This is a genomic window from Labilithrix luteola, from assembly GCF_001263205.1.
Classification (GTDB): Bacteria; Myxococcota_A; Polyangia; order Polyangiales; family Polyangiaceae; genus Labilithrix; species Labilithrix luteola.
This window is the reverse complement of the sequence record NZ_CP012333.1, coordinates 1,802,118-1,820,854: the sequence shown is the minus strand read 5'-3', so window position 1 is coordinate 1,820,854 and position 18,737 is coordinate 1,802,118. Positions and strand designations below refer to the sequence as shown.

Here is an 18,737-nt window from a genome sequence, read left to right as displayed (position 1 = left end):
CGCACACTCGCACAGGACGGGCATTTCGGAGGTCAGCATGTCGGCGCGGCAGTTTTTGTCCCTCGTCACACCTCTACTGAGCGGCTTCTTTTTGGCCGTCGCGGTGAGTGGGGGAATCGTCGGGGAGCGGGTCTCGGAGGGGAATCTCCAGGTCGCGCTCGCTGCCAACGCGCTCGTGACGCTCCTCTCGGTCCTGGTGCTGGTCTTCACGACGCGCGCGCGCGGCGTCCCGTGCATGACGTACGTGGCTACGCAGGGCTTCGGCGCGCTCCTCGGCATTGCCCTGGTCCACCAGGTGCTCCGTGGAAGCGGTCTCGCGTTTCCCTGGCTGTCGGAGGGGCCGGCCCAGCTCGTGAACGACCTCGTGGCCACGTTCGGGGTGCTCGCGCTGGTGTTCGGCATGGCGCGCGGCGCCGATCTCCGCGCGCTCGCCGCGAGTCTACTGCTCGTGACGGCCTATCGGGCGACGTCGGGCATGTGGCATCTCGACCACGCGCCGCACGGCTTCCTCTTCACCGTCCAGCAGCTCGTCGTGGCGCAGGTCGCGGCGGTGGCGCTCGCGATGGTGGCGTTCCGCGTGTTCTCGCCCGTGAGGGAGGTCTGATGCTCGCGACCGGCGCGCTGGTCGCGAGAATTGCCGTCGGTGCGGCGCTCGGCGGCGTGATTGGCTACGAACGCGACGTTCACCGGCGTCCGGTCGGTCTCCGCACGCACCTCATCGTGGCGCTGGCGGCGGCCACCTTCATGGTCATCTCCTCGCAGTTCGTCTACTGGCAGGCGTACGGCAAAGACGATCTGGTGGAAGTCGACGCCTCGCGTATCGCCGCCTCGGTCGTGTCGGCGATCGGCTTTCTCGCCGGCGGCGCCATTCTCCGCAACGGTCTCTCCATCCAAGGGCTGACCACCGCCGCGGGCCTTTGGCTGGTCACCGCGATCGGCATGTGCGCCGGCGCAGGGATGTACGTCATCGCCGTCTTCGTGACCATGATGGGCATCGCCGCGCTCACCATTCTTCGCAAGTTCGAAGACAAGAACGACAACCTGCTCCGCCGCCATCTCGAGGTCGTCTTGAACGACGACGGACAGGGCATCACCACGCTCGTCGCCGCATTGACGGGCCTCGGTGCGGTCGTGACCGACCTCGAATACGAAAAGCGCCTCGGCGAAGACAAGAAGCGCCTCGTTGCCAAGTTCGACGTGCAGATGCCGCTCTCCATCGGCGTGCCGAAGCTCACCGAGTGCGTCGAGACGGTCCCCGGCGTCAAACGCATCCGCGTGCAGAACGTCTAGTGCCGTCGGGCGTCGGCTCACACCGACGCTTTCGAGCATCGCCAAGCCGGCGTCATCGCAGCCCCTATCTCGAGCGCTGTGGAGTTCGCGCTGCGCGGGGCTTGCTCACTGCGGGTTTCTCGCGCAAGGGCGCCGGTGGAGTACTGGCAGCACTGTCTCGAAAGGGCCGAACCGCGCTTTCTGTCGTTCGGGCAGTTTTCGCTGACGTCGAACTCGGCGGGACCGGGCGGCGGCGCACGGGCCATCGACGCCGTTTGAATCTCATTCGAACTGTGCGAACGAGCTGAACCACGAGTTCGGTCGCGCATCCGAGCGGCTCGAGGAGCGGGGCGTCCGCTGCCGCCCTCCCGACGAGCTTCTTCGGGTCATCTTCCACTGGTTCTCCGTGAGGTCCAGGGAGGCTCCTCACAGGAGGTCCGATCTGGATGGAAAGCGGCCTTGATTCATGGATGTCGTCTTCTTCGTGACCTGCCAAACACCCTCGATCGCGTTGAGTTCGGGCGGATACGGCGGCAATTGGGGACGTCGAGAAATGTCCGGCCGTTGGCACTGAAGATACGTGCCGTCTTTCGCTCACCGAACGCATCGACGCGTGGCTAGACACCGACACGCGCCCAGGTGCGTGCAGCGTTCCATCGAGCCAGAAGGTCGACTCGTCGATTACGTTCGCCCGCGCGGTTCGACGTGACCAGGGAGGGCACGATGAGTGGAACGCAGCTCTCGCTTCTGACGGATGTCGTTCGACGCACGCGTGGAGGTGCGCGTCCGAATGCGGGCCGAAAACCAGGCGTGCGGCCACGGGCAAGGCATCGTGCGCGTCCGGAACATGACTTCCGGCATCCGGTGCATGTCACGCTTCGAGTTTCGCGCGGACTACCGAGCTTTCGCAGCGAACTGCTGGCGAAGCTCGTGGAGAACGCCGTGAGATCGACGCGGCGCGACGACTTCCAAATCGTCGAGTACTCGATTCAATCGGATCATGTTCACGCGATCGTCGAAGCTTCGGACAAGCGCGCGCTCGAGCGAGGGATGAAGAGCTTTACGGTGCGCGTTTCGCGGCGTCTCAAGAAACTCCTCGGCCTCCAGCGAGCCGGGATCTGGTCCGACCGCTATCACCGGCGCGATTTCACCTCTCCGCGCCAGGTTCGAAATGGGCTCGTCTACGTGATTGCCAACTACAAGAAGCACCATCCCATCCCGGTCGGCGTCCCGCAGAACCGGGCAAAAGCGCGACCTCCACTCGAGTCGAGAGTGGTCGTCATAGCCGAGGAACACGGCAGCGGTTGGCGTGGTTAGAGCGCCGCCACGGACACCAAACGCTTCGTGATCGCTTGTGCCTCGTCTCGGGTGAGCTGTCGAACCGATCCGTCGGCCGGAGTCGTGGCGCGAAAGGCATCGAAGAAGCGCGTCCGCCGCCCCTCGAAGTACTTCGCCTCGCCCGAGCCTGCGGGCCGCTCGTCGGCGGCAGCGGCGAGGATGAAGAAGGCGTCTTGAACCACGTAGAGACGCACGTAGATCGCTCGTCCCTCGTGCGGGCCGCTCGTTCCGTCGATCATCAGCTCCGTGCCGATGAAGCCCGGGCCGTCGACGCGACGCTGCGAGCGCAACTGCCCCATGGTCTGCATGCCCGTCGCGAGCCCGTCGACTCCGTTGGTCAACGCGCCCTCGACATCGCCGACCCGAAAGGGGAACCGAATGCCCAGAACCACGTACGACTCGGCGAGGCCGCCGACGACGCTGTCCTTCGGTACCTGGTGTCGTCCCACTGCGAGATCGATTGGACCGACGACACTCGTCTCGAGGTGCGTCTCCTCCGGTTGCAAAGAGAACTCCGTATCCCGCATCTCGTAGCCGACCATGGCGGCGCGGTGCGGGCCGCAGGCGGCGAGCAGCGCGGCGAGCAGAAGAAAGAACACTGGCGAAGTGCGCATGGCGCGGCGAAAGGCAACGAACATGCCTCCTCCGCAGCCCCCAGGATCAGGGAACGCGGTGCACAGACTGCGAGCCGTGTGAACGCCCGTTCGCCAGGGCGAGAACGGTTAGTGACCCACGTTGGTGCGCGGCTGGCGCTCGGAGTGCCGCGGCGTGAGTTCTCCGTGCGCGGGCGCGTGGTCGTGAATCTCCTCCGGCGGCTTGTCCTTGATTAGCTTTCCGCGGATGCGGAGCGCCACGACGTAGAAGGCGGGGACGACGAGGAGGCTCAGGATCGTGGAGACGACGAGACCGCCGAGGACGGCCGCGGCCATCGGGCTGCGTGTTTCGGTGCCCGGGCCGAGGCCGAGGATCGGAGGAACGGCCGACATCATCGTGGCCACGGTGGTCATCAAGATCGGACGCAAGCGGAGCGGACCGGCCTTGAGCATGGCCTCCCAGAACGGCAGTCCTTCGTGCTCACGCACCTGTTCGGCATACTCGACGAGCAGGATCGAGTTCTTCTTCACGATGCCCATGAGGAGCAAGAGGCCGATCATGCTGAAGAGGTTCAGCGACTTGCCCGTGACGAAGAGACCGAGGATGGCGCCCGAAATGGCGAGCGGAAGAATCGTCAGAACGGTGACCGGGTGCAGGAACGAGTTGAACTGGCTCGCGAGCACCATGTACGCGACGAGAATGCCGACGCCGAGGGCGAACCAGAGGCCGCTGGTGGTCTCTTGGAGCTGCGAGGCCTGACCGCCTGCGACGACGCGGATGCCGAGAGGCAGCTCCTTGCCGAGCTCGGCGACCTTGGCCATTGCCTCGGCCTGCGAGTGGCCGGGGCCCACGTTGGCGGTGATGCTGATCGCGCGCTCGCGATCGAGGCGGCTGATGGTCTGGAGAACGGGCGTCTCCTGTTCGGTCACGAGCAGCGACAGCGGCACGAGCTGGCTGTTTCCGCTGCGCATCATGATGAGCGAGAGATCTTCCGGGCGCGTGCGCTGCGACGCGAGCAGGCGCATGCGGACGTCGACGCGGCGACCCTCGGTCGAGTACTTACCGATGGTGTTTCCGCCGACGAGGGCGCTGATGGTGGTGCCGAGATCGTTGACCGACACGCCGAGGTCGGTGGCGCGGCGGCGGTCGGGGATGATCTGGAGCTCCGACGCGCCCATCTGGTAGTCGGAGTTTATGTCGGTGACCATGCCGCTCGACTCGAGCTCCGTCTTCAGCTTCGTGGCGGACGCAACGAGGACGTCCCAATCGGCGCCGCGGATGGTGAAGTCGACGGGCGAGCCCTTGCTCGCGCCGAAGCCTTGCTGCGAGGGATCCTGGATGGACGCGCGAAGGCCGGCGATGCCCTGGAGATCTTTGCGGAGCGTCATCATGAGCTCCTGGGCGGTGACCTTGCGCTCCTCCGGCGGAACGAGCGTGAGCGAGATCTGACCGGAGGTGCCCGAGAGCGTCACGAGCATGCGCGCAATCTCGGGGTGCTTGGCGATGCGCTCCTCGGCGCGCGCGAGAAGCGGCTGCGCGGCGACGGGCGTCGAACCGGCTTCGGTCGAGAGGCGCACGTTGAGGCGGCTCTGGTCCTGCGAGGGGATGAACTCCGTCTTGATGCGCGTGGCGAGCGTGGAGGTGGCGGCGAGAATGATGATCGCCGAGACGAGCACCTTCACCGGGTGGGTTAGCGCGCCTCGCAGGATGCGCGCATAGAAGCGCTCGAGTGCGCTGAAACCCTTGTCGACGGCGATGCCGAGCTTCGAACGGCCCTCGCGCGAGGTGTTCAGCATCTGCGCGCAGCGCGCCGGCGCGAGCGTGATGGCCTCGAAGTACGAGAGCATGACGGCGACCGACAGCGTCACGCCGAACTGGAAGAAGAACTTGCCGATGACGCCGTTCATGAAGATGACCGGCATGAAGATGGCGATGACGGCGAGCGTGGCGGCGAGGGCGGCGGTCGTGATTTCCTTCGTGCCGTCGGAGGCGGCGCGGACGCGGTTCTTGCCCATCTCGGCGTGGCGATAGATGTTCTCCATGACCATGACGGCGTCGTCGACGACGAGGCCGACGGCCAAGGAGAGGCCGAGCAGCGTGAACGTGTTGAGCGTGAAGCCGAAGAAGTAGGTCGTGGCCACCGTGCCGAGGAGCGACATCGGGATCGCGAGGACGACGTTCATCGTGCTCGAGAGCGACCCAAGGAACAGCCAGCACACGAGCGCGGTGAGCGCGACGGCCATGACGAGCTCGAGCTCGAGCTCGTGCACGGATTCGGAGATGAAGACGGTGGAGTCGAAGAGAACTTCGACCTTCATGCCTTCCGGGAGCGTGCTTTGGATCTCGTTGACCTTCGCGCGGACGCCGTCGGCAACTGCGACGGCGTTCGTGCCGCGCTGCTTGAGGATGCCGAGAGCCTGCAGCGGAACGCCGTCGAGGCGTGCGATCGAGGTCGCGTCTTCGAAGCCGTCTTCGACGAGCGCCACGTCTTCGAGGTAAACGGGCGAGGGCTTCGACTTCTTGACGACGATCTTCTTGAACGTCTCGAGGTCGAGCGCTTCACCGAGCAGACGCACGTCGAGCTGGCGACCGCCGGCATCGAGCTGACCGCCGGGCACGTCGACGTGCTCGGTGCGGATCGCGTTGATGATGTCGTTGGCGACGACGTTCTTTTCGGCGAGCTTGCTTGCGTCGAGCCAGATACGCACGTTGCGGTTCAGGTAACCGCTGAGCGTGATCTGGCCGACGCCCGGCACCGTTTGCAGGCGCTCTTGCACCTGGTAGCGGGCCACGTCCGCGAGCATCTGCCGCGAATAGGGGCCGGTGACGGCGATCTGCAAAATGGGCTGATCGTCGGGGTTCGACTTGGAGACGGTCGCAGCCGGGACGTCCTTCGGCAGCGAGCGCTGCGCCGCGGCCACGCGCGCCTGGATATCCTGCAGCGCGAGGTCGACGTTGCGCGACATGTCGAACGTCGCGGTGATGCGGGCATTACCCGCGCGGGCCGACGAGGCGATTTGCTGGACGCCCTCGACTTGCGAAATGGCCTGTTCGATTGGCTCGACGATCTCGCGCTCGACCGCGGGCGGCGAGGCGCCGGGCCACGAGATCGAAACGGAGATGTTCGGGTAGTCGACGTCGGGGAACTGGCTGATGCCGATGCGCGAGAGTGCAACGATGCCGAAGAGCATCGTGCTCGCCATGATCATCCAGGCGAAGACGGGATTCTTGATGGATACGTCGGTGATGCTCACTACGGCGCTCCTTCTTTGCCGGCGCCTCCACGTCCTGCGTGGGCTCCGCCGTCGCCGCCGCCACCACCGCCGCCTCGCTTGCCGCCACCACCGTCACCGCCTTGACCACCCGCATTGCGCGGGAAGGCAGGGCCTGCGTCGACACTGTCGTCGGGAGGGAAGGCTGGCCGCCGTCGAGGGCCGTGACCTTGCTCGGTCGAATGCGAGCGCCGTTCGTGAGGGCTTCGGCGCCGCGTACGACGATGTAATCGCCGTCCTTGAGACCTGTGCGGACTTCGACCCAGCCGTCCTTCGAGCTCATGCCGAGGGTGATGACGCGCTCTTCGGCGGTGTTCGTGTCGGGGTTGGCGACGTAGGTGACGTAGCCGTGGTCGGTTGCGCGCGTCGCCGAGCGCGGGATCACGGGAGCATCGCGCGTTGCGCCGACGTCGATGGTGACGTCGCAGAACGAGCCCGGACGCAGCCAATAACGGTGGTCCTTCGTGTCGATCTGCGCCGTGATCGGCACCATGTGGGTCACGGGATCGGCCGCGCCGCCGACGAGCGAGATCTCCGCTTGGAATGCGTTCTGCGTCTCGCGCATCGTGAACTTCGCGATCATGCCTGGCTTGATGCGCGGCGCTTCCTGCGGCTCGACGTTGAAGCGGAGAAGCAGCGGATCGGCGCGGAGCAGGGTGGCCATCACGTAGCCCGCGTTCACGTACTGACCGGTCTCGACGGTGCGCGTCTGGATGACGCCGCCGATCGGCGCACGCACCGACGAGTCGCGCAGGTTCAGCTGCGCGATCTTCACGTTCTCGTTCGCCACGGCGGTGTCCGCCTGGGCGGTGAGGCTCTTCGTGCGATAGGTGGCGAGCTCTTCGCCGGGGATGAGGCCGGGGTGTTGATCGCTCGCGCCTTCGCGGCGCTGGACCATCGCCTCGGTGTCCTTCTGCGCGGCGTCCGCCTTGGCGAGAGCCGCTTTCGCGCTGTTGACCGACAGCTGGTAGCGCTCGGAGTCGATGACGACGAGCACGTCGCCCTTCTTGACCTCCTGACCTTCGCGGAAGCCGACGCGATCGACGGCGCCCGAGACGCGCGCGGTGACCTGCACGCTCTCGAAGGCGTCGAGCGTTCCGGGAGCCTGGACGACGTAGGCGAGCTTCTTGGCGTCGACCCTGAGGATGTCGACGGCGAACATGGTGCCGCCGTCTCCCATCATTCCGCGACCACCCTTTTTACCGGCGGGCTCGGCAGAAGCCGATTCGGACTTCTTGCAGGCGATGAACGCGAGGGGAGTGAGCGGGACGAAGCAGCAAAGAAAGAGCAGCCGGGCGCGGTTCATCGTGCACCTGCGTTCGAATTGTCGTCGTCGATCGGTCCGAAGCCGAGTGCGTTTCGGAGATCGAGATAGGCTTGTTCCATCTGGAGCTTTGCGGTCGCGCGGTTGACCTCCGCGTCGAACCGTTTGGAGTTCGCGTCGGTGACTTCGAGCGCCTTGGCGAGGCCTTGGCGATAGAGGATCTCGGTCTCCTCGACGTTCTTCTGCGCCGACACCAGCGCGTCGTTCGCAATCGTGTACGACTGGCGCGCCGTGCGAAGGGCGACGATGGCGATCTTCACGTCGGTCTCGACGGAGCGCTTCAGGAGCTGCTCGTCGAGTGCCTGGCTATTGGCTTGCGCGAGGCGCGTTTTCCGATCGGCGTAGCGTGCAGCGGCGTCGAAGATCGTCCAGGTCAGGTTGAGCGTGACCGTTTCGTCGAGCGCCTTCTCGGTGGCAAGTGGAGCGGGGAGGATGCGCATCTGCCCCTGCGCATTGACGCTCGGAATGAGTCGATAGAGCGGCTCACGCGCGCTCGCACGGAGGGCCTCGGTGCGCTCATGGCTCGAACGAACGTCCGGCCTTCGATCGATGGCGGCCGAGAGCGTCGCAGCAGGGGTGCCGCCGTAGCGCTCGGCGGAGGCCGTCGTGCGATCGGGCGCGGCGAGCCCTCCTTCGAGCTTCTTGCCCATCAGGAATTCGAGCTGCAGACGCGTCTTCTGCATGCTGCCCTCGGCCTGGGCGACCTGCGAGAGCGCGGTGGCGAGGTCGATGCGCGATCGCGTGGCGTCGTTCGTGCTCGTGAGCTGCGCGGAGCCACGAGCCTCGGCGTCTGCGAGGTTCTGGCGCGCGCGGTCGACACGACGGTTTGCGGCTTCGAGCACGCGCTCGGCAGTGAGCACCTGGAGGTAGGACTTCGCGGTATCGAACGCGAGTTGCCGCTTGTCCTGCGCGGCGCCCCACTTCTCCGATTCGAGCTGGTGGCTCGACTGCGAATACTGAGGAAACGCGCTGGGCGCGAGAATGGGCTGGCTGAGCGTGACGGTGCCGCTCGTCGTGATGTTGTTGCCCGCGCGATCTTCGGTTGCGCGCCACACGCCCGAGCCGCCGGCGACGAGTGACGGGTAGAAGGCAGTCCGCGCACGATCGAGCTGACCCTCGGCGGTCTGCACGCGCAGAGGAGCCTTGAGTGCGCGTTCGTTGTTCTCGAGGGCGAGACGAATCGCATCCTCCAGACGGATCGAGGGACCGGGCTTCTCCGCGTTACGCGCCGCCTCGGCGGCATCCGCTTCTGCCGTACCCGGAGGCGCATCGGCCGTGGCCGGTTGCTCGGCATTCTTCGGAGTCGGAGCCGGAGGGGCAGCCGCCGCAGGCTTCGTTGCCGGAGCAGCCTGAGGAGACGCGGGCTTGGCGGGAGATGCTCCCTGGGCGTTCGCGCCTGCCGGCCAGAGCAGCAGGGCGAGCGCAAACAGGTGCCGAGAACGCATTCGACGGTCTTCCTCCGAGCTCACGCGTAACCCCCGGACGGACGGCGAGCGCGATCATGCTCGTTGGCGAGCCCATCCAAGGCAAGCCGGCGGGCGCCGCGCGGGAGGGTTATCCGACGAACCGCCGCCTTTTGCGGACGTCTCGTATCGCATCCGAGGTGGGTCTGCTCGCTCCCTTCGAACGGCCTGAAAAAGCCGAGGTAAGTGCTTGCGTGTGGTCTTTTGCAACGATCTCGCGAGGCGCCTACGCGAAGCGCTGCCGATTCACGAAATGAGCGCTCTCGAACGTCGGCGAGGGCCCTGTAGGGCGGAGTGCCGAACGTGCGTCGGTCGGCGCGCTTACCGGTTCGGCGCGCGCTACTCCGCCGAGTCGACCGTCACCATCCGCGCCTTGATCCGCTTGATGCGTTCCTTGCCCCACGCGCCGAGCGGCCGTAGGGCGGCGTTGAGCGATTTGCCCTGGGCCGTCAGTGAATACTCCACGCGTGGAGGGACTTCGCGAAAGACCTCGCGATCGACGAGGCCGTCCTCCTCCATCTCGCGGAGCTGCTGAATCAGCATCTTCTCGCTGATGCCCGGGAGACCCCGCTTGAGCACACCAAAGCGTCGCGTGCCGTGCTGGTCGAGCTCCCAGAGGATCAGCGACTTCCATTTTCCGGTCACCACATCCATCGCGGCGTCGATGCCACAAATGTACGGGCCTCGTCGGTCTGCCGAGCGCGTCATGCTCAATTACTTACCATTTGGTGTGTATTAGACAAAAAGGTGGGTACTTGCTGATTCGGTGGCGAGGCTGATGATGCAGCCATGACCACGAACCAAAAGACTGCTGTGAGCTTGCTCGGCCTCGGCGCCATGGGCCACGCGCTCGCCGCCGCGCTGATCGACGCAGGCCATCCGACGACCATCTGGAACCGAACACCAGGCAAAGCCGATGCTCTCGTCGCAAGAGGCGCAAAGCTCGCCTCGACCGTCCGCGACGCTGTCTCCGTGAGCCCGCTCGTGGTGACGTGTCTTCTCGATCATGGCTCGGTGCAGGAGACGCTCGGTCCCGTCGCCGACGTCATGGCCCATCGCTCGCTCGTGAATCTCACGACGACTACTCCCAACCAGGCTCGCGAGTTCGCCTCGTGGGCAGACGATCATGACGTGGCCTATCTCGACGGCGGCATCATGGCCGTGCCCGCGATGATCGGCGGACCGGGATCGGCGATCCTGTACAGCGGATCGAGCACCGTGTTCGGCGACCACAAGCCGGTGCTCGACCTGTGGGGAGAGAGCACGTACTTCGGGCCCGACGCGGGAATGGCCTCGCTCTACGACCTCGCCATGCTCGCCAGCATGTACGTGATGTTCGGCGGCTTCATGCAGGGCGCTGCCATGGTCGGCGCCGCCGGCGTTACCGCGACCGAATTCGCCTCGCGCACGACGCCGTTCCTCGCCGCGATGACGGCAGGATTCAGCGGATTCGCCGCCATCATCGATGCCAAGAATTACACCGGCGAGGGCCAGCAGAGTCTCGAGTTCTCCGACCTCGGCAAGATCGTCCAGACGAGCATCGATCAAGGCGTCAGCCCGGACATCATCGCGCCGGTGCAAGCGCTCATCCGCCGACAGATCGCCGCTGGGCACGGAAAAGAGGGGTTCTCTCGCATCTTCGAAGAGCTTCGTGCAGGCAAGAAAGGAACGGAGGTGATGGCATGAACTCCGTGACCATCTTCGGTCTCGGCCCCATGGGCCAGGCGATGGCGCGCGTGCTCCTCGCGAAAGATTACTCGGTCACGGTCTGGAACCGTACCGCCGCCCGCGCCGCCGATGTCGTCGACGCAGGAGCGAAGCTCGCGGCGAGTCCCAGAGACGCGCTCGCAGCCTCCAAGCTCGTCATCCTCAGTCTCACCGACTACCAGGCGATGTACGACGTCCTCGGAACGAGCACGGGGGACCTGGCCGGCAAAGACCTCGTCAATCTCAGCTCCGACACGCCAGATCGAACGCGCGAGGCCGCTGCATGGGCCAACGCACACCAGGCGCGCTTCCTCACCGGAGGCGTGATGGTGCCCGCGCCGCTCGTCGGAACCGAAGCCAGCTTCATCTACTACAGCGGTCCTCGGGAGATCCTCGAGGCGCACGAAGCGACCCTTCGCATCCTGGGGACACCGCGCTACGTCGGAGTCGAACCTGGGCTCGCGCAGCTCTACTACCAGGCGCAGCTCGACGTGTTCCTCACGACACTGTCGAGCGTCCTGCACGCAACCGCGCTCGTGGGATCGGCCGGCGTGACCGCCGCGCAGTTCCTGCCCGAAGTGCTCGGGACTCTCCGCCTGACCGACACGATCATTGGAGCTCCCGAGACTGCAAATCAGATCGACAGCGGCGTCCACCCAGGCGCGTTGAGCACGACGACGATGATGGGGGCCACGGCCGATCACATCGTCGGTACCAGCGAAGCTGCAGGCATCGATCTCCTGCTGCCGCGGGCGGTTCAATCGCATTACCACCGAGCGATCGCCGCCGGCCATGGACGTGACAACTGGACCAGTCTCATCGAGGTCATCCGATCCCGCGGATGAGATGCGCGCCCCCGTGCTCGGTGATGCCCAGGGCCGTGGGCACGATACGTCGGGTGACCTGCTTGGGATCCTCACGCGGCGCGCGGGGCGAAACACAGGCCGTATGGCCATTCGTCGTCGCGTCCTCGACACGGCCGCGGCTGCATCCGAGTCCGACCCTCAACTCGTCAAGTTTCGATGCACGACGCGCAGTGTCTCGCCGCGGCGCTTGAAGTAGAGCGCCGCGGCCGCGGCCGCGACCGCAAGAGCGTAGGGTGCAGAGAGCGCAAATCTCCAGGCCGTAAACGCGCCTTCGTCGGCCCAGTACGACGTGCCGTCCGGAAGCGTGCACTTGGCTGGGTTGTTGCGAAAGCGACCCTTGAACACGCCGCCGTTCGGGCAGGCGACGTCGGATCCCGCCACTTCGACGCCGGCCTCCGTTGCATAGGAGAGCATCGGAAGGCCGATCACCATCGGAACGAATCCGAGGACGCAGAGCATGATGGGGGCGGCCCGGCCTTGCCACGTTGGACTCGAACGATGCGCAGGTCGTCGACCTTCGTGTGGATGCGCCAGCAGAGCTGCGGTATCGATTGCCGCAACCAAGCCGTCGACTGCCATCGGCGCGAAGAGAATCCGCGCCTGTCCTCCCTGAACGTGCATCGCGACGAAGCCGAGCGTGTCGAAATTCGCGAAGAGCGTGGCTGCGGCCGGCGAGTGCGCCCACGGCACGGCATCCGGAGGAGTTGTCCGATGGACATGGCCATCTTCGGGGCGCACGTAAACACCGAAGCGTTGATCGAAGTGAGGATTCGCGGTGCGCACCGGCGGCGGTGAAAACGGCCCGAACGCCACCTGCGCACGGTCGGGCGCGCAGATGAGTTGATCCGGCAACGCCACGGGTACCTCGACGAGTGTATGCTGCGGGTACACGGGCCCGAATCCCGGCAACGTGGCCGCGCCTTGCGATGGGTTGGACGAGATCGATGCACGAATGCCGTCGCTTCGCTCGAGCAAGATCCCGTTCAGTGGACGGTCGAGCGCGGTTTGAGCCGCGGGCGATGCGGTGCCCTGCGCGCTGAGCCCTTGGTAGCGAATGCCCCTCCGCGCGAGTTCGGCAGCGAGCGCCGAGGACGACGAGCGCATGGCGTTCCAGCAGAGGAGTGCGAAGGCGAGGGCAGCGACCGCCCATACGCCGAAGATCAAAGGCGCTAGATAAGCCATGCACGGAACAGACTAGCGCCGACTGGCAGCAGACGGCAGAGGACTCGCGAACTTCGTACCCGGCTGAATTCGCGAGATGGACGTCCGTCCAACGGGGTTTCCCGAGCTATACGAGCGAGCACGCGCACGAGAGGAACGACGAGTCCGCGCCTCCGAGCATGTGACTTGCCCGGCTCGATTGTCTTCCAATCCTTCGAGCGGTCCGCGGCGCGGTGAGGATGTCACCACGTGGACGTCGTGAAAGGACGTCACGGAGAAGAGACGGTCGCGTTGGTGTCGCCGGGCGGAGAGGTCCTCTCCGCGTCCTCCGAGGACGGACTCGAGGGGCGCATGAGTGCGATGGCCAAGAGCGCCGCCGCGGTGAATCCGGCGGCCGTTCGGACGTGGTTCCAAGACGTCCATTCCGCAACGTAGGAACGCCAAGCGGCCTCCGCGTCGCCGTCTTCCGCACGCAGCACGGCCAGCGCTTCGTTGCGCGGAACATTGCAGGCGCCCGTCACTCCGATCGTCCCTACGAGATAGAACACGCACCCGAGGAGACGAAGGCGGGCGTACGGCGCGTGCCAGTTCGCTACGGAAAGTGCAGCGAGGACGAGGCACGCCGCGGCGGTGCCCATCAATGCGCCGAGGAACCAACGGTTCAGCACGGTGATGTTGATCGACTGCATTGCGGCGATGCCCTGTCCCGTCTGAAGGCGCGCAAGCGCCGGCATCACGAAGGTCGAGAACGCGAAGAACACGCCCGCGATCAGGGCGCAGCCGAGGACTGCGCAAAGCGTCAGCGAGTTCACGAATGACAAAGAAATACGCATGTTGCTCTCTCCGCGGTGTCCGTTCACCCATCGGAGAGTGCATCATGCGTTGGTGCATTGATAGGCGCGAGATCTCAACGTATCGATGCATTGATGCAACGATGCGCGCCCCACCCCCCCTTGCACAGGCCGAGTCACGAGCGACGGTTGTGCTCTCCGACCGGGTCTTGTTCGGTTCCGTACCATACCGTATGGTATGTTCATGCTCTCGGCGGCTTCCCTACGAGCCCGGTTCATCCCCATGGTCGTCCCCCATCTGGCGCGGCTCTACCGTCGCTGGGCGCGAACCAAGAACGTCGACGACGTCGATCGGATCCTCCGCGCAGCGCGCTCCACGATGCGGCGCAAGAAGTACTGTGTGCTCGCCACCCGAAGCGTCGAGGGCATCGGCGCACGCGTACTTCAGCCATTCCCGCCCGATGACGACTTCGGCGTGTGGCTCGGTACGAGTCCGACCTCGCGCAAGACGGAGCAGCTTCGCGCGGACAGCACGGCAACGCTCGTCTACGAAGACGACGGCAAGGCGGCGTGCGTCGTCCTCATGGGAAATGTCCGCATCGTCGACGCTCGCGCCGAGCGCGTTCGTCGCTTCATGCCATCCTGGTGGGCGTTTTTCCCCGACGGCCCCGAAGGCGATGACTTCGTGCTCCTCCGGTTCGAGCCCCATCGGATCGAGGTCTGGGATGCGGCCCGGCACATCACGCCGGAGCCGTTCGGTCTGCGCAGCGCGCGGCTGACTCGACGCGACGGCACATGGACGCTCGAATCATGAGGCTCTGGCGATGAGCACCACGAGCGCCGTGAAGAGCAAGCGGGTTTCTCGGAAAGACTGGTGTCTCGCAGGACTCTCCGTGCTTCGCGATCAGGGGTATCAGGCCCTGACCATCGAACGGATTTGCCTCCTTCTCGAGAAAACCAAAGGGTCTTTCTATCATCACTTCGTCGATCTGGAGGCCTATCTCGCTGCGCTCCTACAGCAATGGGAGGCCGATCTCACGGAGCAGCCGATCGCGGTGTCGTCACGCGAAGCGAGCCTGCCAGGCAAGGCGGCGCGGCTCGACGACGTCGTTCTCGGCCTCGACCATCGTCTCGATCGGGCGGTTCGCGCGTGGGCACTCCACGACGCGCGAGCGCGCGAGGCCGTGTCACGCGTGGATGAACGCCGCCTGGAGTATGTCGCCCAGCTCCACCGCGCGGCGAAACATCGCAACCCACGCGTGCTCGCCGAGATCGAATATGCAGCGTTCGTAGGACTGCAGCACCTCGACTTCATGGACGATCGGCGCCGCGCGGAAAAGGTGAACGAAGCGCTGCGAGAGGCACTCGCGCTCCTCGTGGCTCACCGTTCGGGATAACTCGAGCGGACGGCGAGACGCAAAAGTTGGTGACGTCGGCGTTGCATGAATGCAGTGATCGGTTGCGATCCTTCGTCTTTCGATGCGTGCGCGCATGGCTCAAAGTCGACGCATGAACCTGTTGCGCCATCTCCTCCTCGCAGGCCTCGCCGTGGCTCGCGAGATGCGCGTCTTCGGACTCGTGCTTTCACTCGCGCTCACAACCGCCTGTTCCGAGCCGGTCGCCCCGCGCGGGGTGAATGCACTCGAGCCCATCCCTCGACGCGTGAACGCTCCTGCCTCGAATCCCCTAACGGAGGAAAAGCGCGAGCTCGGACGACTCCTGTTTTGGGATCCCTTGCTGTCGGGAGAGCGCGATGTCTCGTGCGCGAGCTGCCACGATCCCGCGTTCGCGTACACCGACGGGGCGCGCCTCGCCCGAGGCACCGGCAACGTGGAGCTCAGGCGCAACACACCCACGGTGCTCCTCGCGACATGGAATGGACTGCGGGGCGAAGGGCACTTGGTCCCACCGGAGGACGCGCCGATGTTTTGGGACAACCGAGCGCGATCCCTCGAGGCTCAAGCGCGTGGGCCACTTCATGCCGAAGGCGAGATGCGCGGGACGATGCTCATCGATGGCGACGTGGGGGGCGAGCTTTCGCGAAGGCTCGCGGCCATTCCTGCCTACCAGGACCGCTTCGAGACGGCGTTCGGCACCCGTGAGATCACCGAAGAGCGCATCGTCATGGCCATCGCCTCGTTCGAGCGGGGGCTGTCGATCGGTTCGAGCGCCTTCGATCGCTACGCTCGCGGCGATTCCGGGGCCCTTTCGAGCGCTCAGAAGCGAGGGCTCTCGAGCTTCGTCTCCGCCGGATGCGCCACGTGCCATGGCGGGCCGATGTTCTCGGACTTCGAACTCCACGCGCTTGGCGCCGGAACGCCGCATCGTGGTGCCGTCGATCGAGGCGATGGACGCGGCCGTTTTCGTACCCCTTCGCTACGCAACGCAACGCGAACGGCGCCTTACATGCACGATGGGTCACTCGCCACGCTCGATGCCGTGTACGAGTTCTACGACTCGGTGGATCGCGACCTCGATCCGGCGCTCGGCGAGGTGAGTGGCATCCACGGAAGTGCGCGCAACGACGTGACCGCGTTCTTCGAAGCCCTGGCGGACAAGGAGTTCGACGATCGGATTCCGACCGGCGTACCGAGCGGACTGCCCGTCGGCGGCCTTCGACGGGCGGCGAAGTCAGCTCCGCACCGCTGACGGGGGATGGCGTCACACGCGGGTCATTCCGCCGTCGACCACGATCTCCTCGCCCGTCATGAACGACGAGTCGTCCGACGCGAGGAAGAGCGCCGCCTTCGCCATCTCTTCGGCGGTGCCCAAACGTTTGAGAGGAATGCGAGAAATCACGCTTCGAACCGCGTCTCCAATGCCGCTCTTCGCATGGATGGGCGTATCCGTAGGACCAGGACTCAGCGCGTTCACACGGATACCGGATTCGGCGAGCTCTGCCGCCGCCGTTCGGGCGAGTGAACGAAGCGCCGCCTTCGTGGCGGCGTAGACGCTCGTGTAGGGGGTCCCCTGTTGGTTCGTGCAAGAGGTGTTGAACACGACGCTCCCTCCTCTCCGCATGATTGGCGTGAAGTGCTTGAGCGCGAGCCAGGGACCCTTGAAATTCACGCGAAACGATTCGTCGAGTGCGGCCTCATCCATCGATGTGATGAGCCCGTAGCGCGTGATTCCTGCGTTGAGGAACAGCACGTCGAGCGCACCATATTTGGCCTGGATTTCGCGCGCGAGTTTCTCGATGTCGGCAGAGACTCCAGCATCCGACGCGATGACGTCGGCAATGCCGTCCAGCGCGGAGCGCGCATGGTCCAACGTTGCCGGGTTCGACCCCGTCACCGTGACCTTCGCACCTTCCAACGCGAACAGTTTCGCGGCTTCGAAACCGATCCCGGTCGTCCCGCCGGTGATGAGCACCGTCTTGTTTTCGAGCTTCTTCATTGGATCTCGCCTCGATTCAACGGAAGTCGGCGGCGTGCTCGACCGCCCACTCATGAAACGTACGTGCGGGGATGCCGGTGATCTGTTCCACCGTCGACGTCACTGCTTCGGGTTGAGAGACCATCTGCCCCCAACCTTCGATTGCGGCTTCCACGAAGTCCGGATTGCCCCACGCAGCGAGCAACACTCTCCGCGCCTCGTCGGGAAACAGGTCCTCGTAGCGCACGGAGCGTCCGATCGCTTCGCCGATGACCTGCGCTTGTTCGATCTGCGTCAGCGCTCGCGGTCCGGTGAGGACGTACCTTTGGCCCACGTGGCCATCACTGGTCAGCGCCCGAGCCGCGACGGCCGCGATGTCCCGTTCGTGGATCAGTGATCGCGTGGCTTTTCCGAAAGGCCAGCGGACGACGCTCTCTGCGCGGATCATCGGAGCCCAACCGAGCGTGTTCGTCGCGAATCCGGTGGGACGCAGAAACGTCCACTCCAATCCGGAAGCCGCAATCAAGCGCTCCATGTCGGTGTGGAAGAGGGGCGGCCGCTTGGCGTCATCCTGGGGACGATCGCGCTCCTCACGCTCGTCGCTTACGGAGGCGGCGGACAGATAGACGAGCCGCCGGGTGTGCTTGGCAATGGTCTCGAGGACCGCGGGAGCCGCTTCGACCGTGAGGAATGGCCATACCAAGAAGACGGCGTCGACACCTTCGAGGCCTGCCTCCAAGCTCTCGGGAACGGAGAGGTCGCCGCGGACGAGCTCGACGCCATCGGCAATGTTCGCGCGGTCGGGGTTACGGACGAGAGCACGGACGTGAGCGCCAGCGTCGCGTAGCTCGCTCACGACATGTCGTCCGACGTGGCCCGTCGCGCCGGTGACGAGGATTTTCCGAGCGTGCGCGTGTCGATCAGTGATGGTCATCGAACGTCTCCTGTTACCCGCCGACGGCAGTCGCGCTGGGATACAGAGGAACCTACAAGTTCAAGTGAACTTGAAGTCAATGGGCGTATGTGCTTTTCTTTGCGAATGAACACGTTGCTCACGATCAGCGATGTCTCGCGTCGCAGCGGCGTCGCCTCCTCGGCCCTCCGCTTCTACGAAGAGAAGGGGCTGATCTCGTCCGTGCGAGCGGGCTCTGGCCACCGGCGTTATCCGCGCCCCGTCCTGCGGCGAATCGCGTTCATCGTGTTTGCGCAGCGCCTTGGGCTGACGCTCGAGGAGATTGGCGTGGAGCTCGCGAAGCTCACTGACCCCTACGCCCCGAGCCGTCGCGAGTGGGCGCGCCTATCGAGCACGTGGACTTCGAGGATCGACCAGCGGATCGCCGAGCTCGAGCGTCTGAAGGTCGGTCTCACCGCTTGCATCGGGTGTGGCTGCCTCTCCTTCGAACAATGCAAGCTGTCCAATCCCGGCGACTGCGCATCGAAGCTCGGGCCCGGCCCCCGCATTTGGATGGGGGACGATCCGTTGACCTGATCGCGGCGCGAGCCCCAGCGGCGCCTAGCTCGCCGTCGGATTTCACTTCGGAGCGCGGCCTGCGTGTGTAAGCTGACGACCGAAGGTG

17 protein-coding genes and 1 pseudogene are annotated in these 18,737 nt (G+C 65.4%); 9 read left to right on the top strand and 9 right to left on the bottom strand.

The window, feature by feature from the left end:
• The first annotated feature begins 37 nt into the window (after positions 1–37).
• The 3 genes from AKJ09_RS08250 to AKJ09_RS08240 all read left to right on the top strand — a co-directional run bounded on the left by AKJ09_RS08250 (position 38) and on the right by AKJ09_RS08240 (position 2,586).
• On the top strand, positions 38–604 hold the full coding sequence (locus tag AKJ09_RS08250) for a hypothetical protein (protein ID WP_146646638.1): 567 nt from the start codon (positions 38–40) through the stop codon (positions 602–604).
• Positions 604–1,290 carry an MgtC/SapB family protein gene (locus AKJ09_RS08245; RefSeq protein WP_146646637.1) on the top strand — a complete coding sequence of 229 codons (687 nt, stop codon included), beginning with the start codon at positions 604–606 and terminating at the stop codon, positions 1,288–1,290. Before AKJ09_RS08250 ends, AKJ09_RS08245 begins: the two co-directional genes overlap by 1 nt.
• Before the next feature lie 702 nt (positions 1,291–1,992).
• The gene (locus AKJ09_RS08240) at positions 1,993–2,586 is read left to right on the top strand and encodes a transposase (RefSeq protein ID WP_146646636.1); all 594 of its coding nucleotides are present in this window, start codon (positions 1,993–1,995) and stop codon (positions 2,584–2,586) included.
• Here AKJ09_RS08240 and AKJ09_RS08235 read toward each other — a convergent pair.
• From AKJ09_RS08235 to AKJ09_RS08215, 5 genes and pseudogenes are all read right to left on the bottom strand, one after another.
• The gene (locus AKJ09_RS08235; RefSeq protein ID WP_146646635.1) at positions 2,583–3,221 is read right to left on the bottom strand and encodes a hypothetical protein; all 639 of its coding nucleotides are present in this window, start codon (positions 3,219–3,221) and stop codon (positions 2,583–2,585) included. The two genes, AKJ09_RS08240 and AKJ09_RS08235, sit on opposite strands and share 4 nt — an antisense overlap.
• A 108-nt stretch (positions 3,222–3,329) precedes the next feature.
• On the bottom strand, positions 3,330–6,455 hold the full coding sequence (locus AKJ09_RS08230) for an efflux RND transporter permease subunit (RefSeq protein WP_146646634.1): 3,126 nt from the start codon (positions 6,453–6,455) through the stop codon (positions 3,330–3,332).
• A gap of 205 nt (positions 6,456–6,660) precedes the next feature.
• Positions 6,661–7,635, bottom strand: a pseudogene (locus AKJ09_RS54715) (efflux RND transporter periplasmic adaptor subunit); the annotation flags it as partial.
• A gap of 140 nt (positions 7,636–7,775) precedes the next feature.
• Positions 7,776–9,242, bottom strand: coding sequence for a TolC family protein (locus AKJ09_RS08220; RefSeq protein WP_146646632.1), 1,467 nt, complete (start codon positions 9,240–9,242; stop codon positions 7,776–7,778).
• A 357-nt stretch (positions 9,243–9,599) separates the two neighbouring features.
• Positions 9,600–9,968 carry a winged helix-turn-helix transcriptional regulator gene (locus tag AKJ09_RS08215; protein WP_146646631.1) on the bottom strand — a complete coding sequence of 123 codons (369 nt, stop codon included), beginning with the start codon at positions 9,966–9,968 and terminating at the stop codon, positions 9,600–9,602.
• A gap of 81 nt (positions 9,969–10,049) precedes the next feature.
• On the opposite strand from AKJ09_RS08215, the gene AKJ09_RS08210 reads away from it, so the two are divergent.
• Positions 10,050–10,946: an NAD(P)-dependent oxidoreductase gene (locus AKJ09_RS08210; RefSeq protein ID WP_146646630.1), complete on the top strand. Its 897-nt coding sequence runs from the start codon at positions 10,050–10,052 to the stop codon at positions 10,944–10,946.
• Positions 10,943–11,812: an NAD(P)-dependent oxidoreductase gene (locus AKJ09_RS08205; protein WP_146646629.1), complete on the top strand. Its 870-nt coding sequence runs from the start codon at positions 10,943–10,945 to the stop codon at positions 11,810–11,812. The genes AKJ09_RS08210 and AKJ09_RS08205 overlap by 4 nt, the downstream gene beginning before the upstream one ends.
• 159 nt (positions 11,813–11,971) lie before the next feature.
• Here the strand turns inward: AKJ09_RS08205 and AKJ09_RS08200 are convergent, their stop codons facing one another.
• Both AKJ09_RS08200 and AKJ09_RS08195 read right to left on the bottom strand, forming a co-directional pair.
• The gene (locus AKJ09_RS08200; RefSeq protein WP_146646628.1) at positions 11,972–13,015 is read right to left on the bottom strand and encodes a hypothetical protein; all 1,044 of its coding nucleotides are present in this window, start codon (positions 13,013–13,015) and stop codon (positions 11,972–11,974) included.
• Between the two features lie 248 nt (positions 13,016–13,263).
• A complete protein-coding gene (locus AKJ09_RS08195; RefSeq protein WP_240488418.1) occupies positions 13,264–13,806 on the bottom strand; it encodes an anthrone oxygenase family protein in 543 nt (180 codons plus the stop codon).
• 262 nt (positions 13,807–14,068) lie between these two features.
• On the opposite strand from AKJ09_RS08195, the gene AKJ09_RS08190 reads away from it, so the two are divergent.
• The 3 genes from AKJ09_RS08190 to AKJ09_RS08180 all read left to right on the top strand — a co-directional run bounded on the left by AKJ09_RS08190 (position 14,069) and on the right by AKJ09_RS08180 (position 16,434).
• Positions 14,069–14,599, top strand: coding sequence for a pyridoxamine 5'-phosphate oxidase family protein (locus tag AKJ09_RS08190; protein WP_146646626.1), 531 nt, complete (start codon positions 14,069–14,071; stop codon positions 14,597–14,599).
• A gap of 10 nt (positions 14,600–14,609) precedes the next feature.
• Complete coding sequence (locus AKJ09_RS08185; RefSeq protein WP_146646625.1) at positions 14,610–15,182, top strand: TetR/AcrR family transcriptional regulator; 573 nt, start codon at positions 14,610–14,612, stop codon at positions 15,180–15,182.
• A 112-nt stretch (positions 15,183–15,294) separates the two neighbouring features.
• Positions 15,295–16,434, top strand: a complete 1,140-nt coding sequence (locus tag AKJ09_RS08180) for a cytochrome-c peroxidase (protein ID WP_169927370.1) — start codon at positions 15,295–15,297, stop codon at positions 16,432–16,434.
• A gap of 12 nt (positions 16,435–16,446) precedes the next feature.
• Here the strand turns inward: AKJ09_RS08180 and AKJ09_RS08175 are convergent, their stop codons facing one another.
• Together AKJ09_RS08175 and AKJ09_RS08170 are read right to left on the bottom strand one after the other, a co-directional pair.
• On the bottom strand, positions 16,447–17,181 hold the full coding sequence (locus tag AKJ09_RS08175) for an SDR family oxidoreductase (protein WP_169927369.1): 735 nt from the start codon (positions 17,179–17,181) through the stop codon (positions 16,447–16,449).
• A gap of 16 nt (positions 17,182–17,197) precedes the next feature.
• Complete coding sequence (locus AKJ09_RS08170) at positions 17,198–18,094, bottom strand: NAD(P)H-binding protein (protein WP_146646622.1); 897 nt, start codon at positions 18,092–18,094, stop codon at positions 17,198–17,200.
• Between the two features lie 105 nt (positions 18,095–18,199).
• Between AKJ09_RS08170 and soxR the strand changes: the two genes are divergently transcribed.
• Positions 18,200–18,649: a redox-sensitive transcriptional activator SoxR gene (gene soxR / locus AKJ09_RS08165; protein WP_146646621.1), complete on the top strand. Its 450-nt coding sequence runs from the start codon at positions 18,200–18,202 to the stop codon at positions 18,647–18,649.
• Positions 18,650–18,737: the final 88 nt, after the last annotated feature.

Bases quoted from the DNA above. Each gene is read 5' to 3' on its own strand.
- AKJ09_RS08250 (WP_146646638.1), top strand. From the start codon at position 38: ATGTCGGCGCGGCAGTTTTTGTCCCTCGTCACACCTCTACTGAGCGGC.
- AKJ09_RS08245 (WP_146646637.1), top strand. From the start codon at position 604: ATGCTCGCGACCGGCGCGCTGGTCGCGAGAATTGCCGTCGGTGCGGCG.
- AKJ09_RS08240 (WP_146646636.1), top strand. From the start codon at position 1,993: ATGAGTGGAACGCAGCTCTCGCTTCTGACGGATGTCGTTCGACGCACG.
- AKJ09_RS08235 (WP_146646635.1), bottom strand. From the start codon at position 3,221: ATGCGCACTTCGCCAGTGTTCTTTCTTCTGCTCGCCGCGCTGCTCGCC.
- AKJ09_RS08220 (WP_146646632.1), bottom strand. From the start codon at position 9,242: ATGCGTTCTCGGCACCTGTTTGCGCTCGCCCTGCTGCTCTGGCCGGCA.
- AKJ09_RS08215 (WP_146646631.1), bottom strand. From the start codon at position 9,968: ATGACGCGCTCGGCAGACCGACGAGGCCCGTACATTTGTGGCATCGAC.
- AKJ09_RS08210 (WP_146646630.1), top strand. From the start codon at position 10,050: ATGACCACGAACCAAAAGACTGCTGTGAGCTTGCTCGGCCTCGGCGCC.
- AKJ09_RS08205 (WP_146646629.1), top strand. From the start codon at position 10,943: ATGAACTCCGTGACCATCTTCGGTCTCGGCCCCATGGGCCAGGCGATG.
- AKJ09_RS08200 (WP_146646628.1), bottom strand. From the start codon at position 13,015: ATGGCTTATCTAGCGCCTTTGATCTTCGGCGTATGGGCGGTCGCTGCC.
- AKJ09_RS08190 (WP_146646626.1), top strand. From the start codon at position 14,069: ATGGTCGTCCCCCATCTGGCGCGGCTCTACCGTCGCTGGGCGCGAACC.
- AKJ09_RS08185 (WP_146646625.1), top strand. From the start codon at position 14,610: ATGAGCACCACGAGCGCCGTGAAGAGCAAGCGGGTTTCTCGGAAAGAC.
- AKJ09_RS08180 (WP_169927370.1), top strand. From the start codon at position 15,295: ATGAACCTGTTGCGCCATCTCCTCCTCGCAGGCCTCGCCGTGGCTCGC.
- AKJ09_RS08175 (WP_169927369.1), bottom strand. From the start codon at position 17,181: ATGAAGAAGCTCGAAAACAAGACGGTGCTCATCACCGGCGGGACGACC.
- AKJ09_RS08170 (WP_146646622.1), bottom strand. From the start codon at position 18,094: ATGACCATCACTGATCGACACGCGCACGCTCGGAAAATCCTCGTCACC.
- soxR (WP_146646621.1), top strand. From the start codon at position 18,200: ATGAACACGTTGCTCACGATCAGCGATGTCTCGCGTCGCAGCGGCGTC.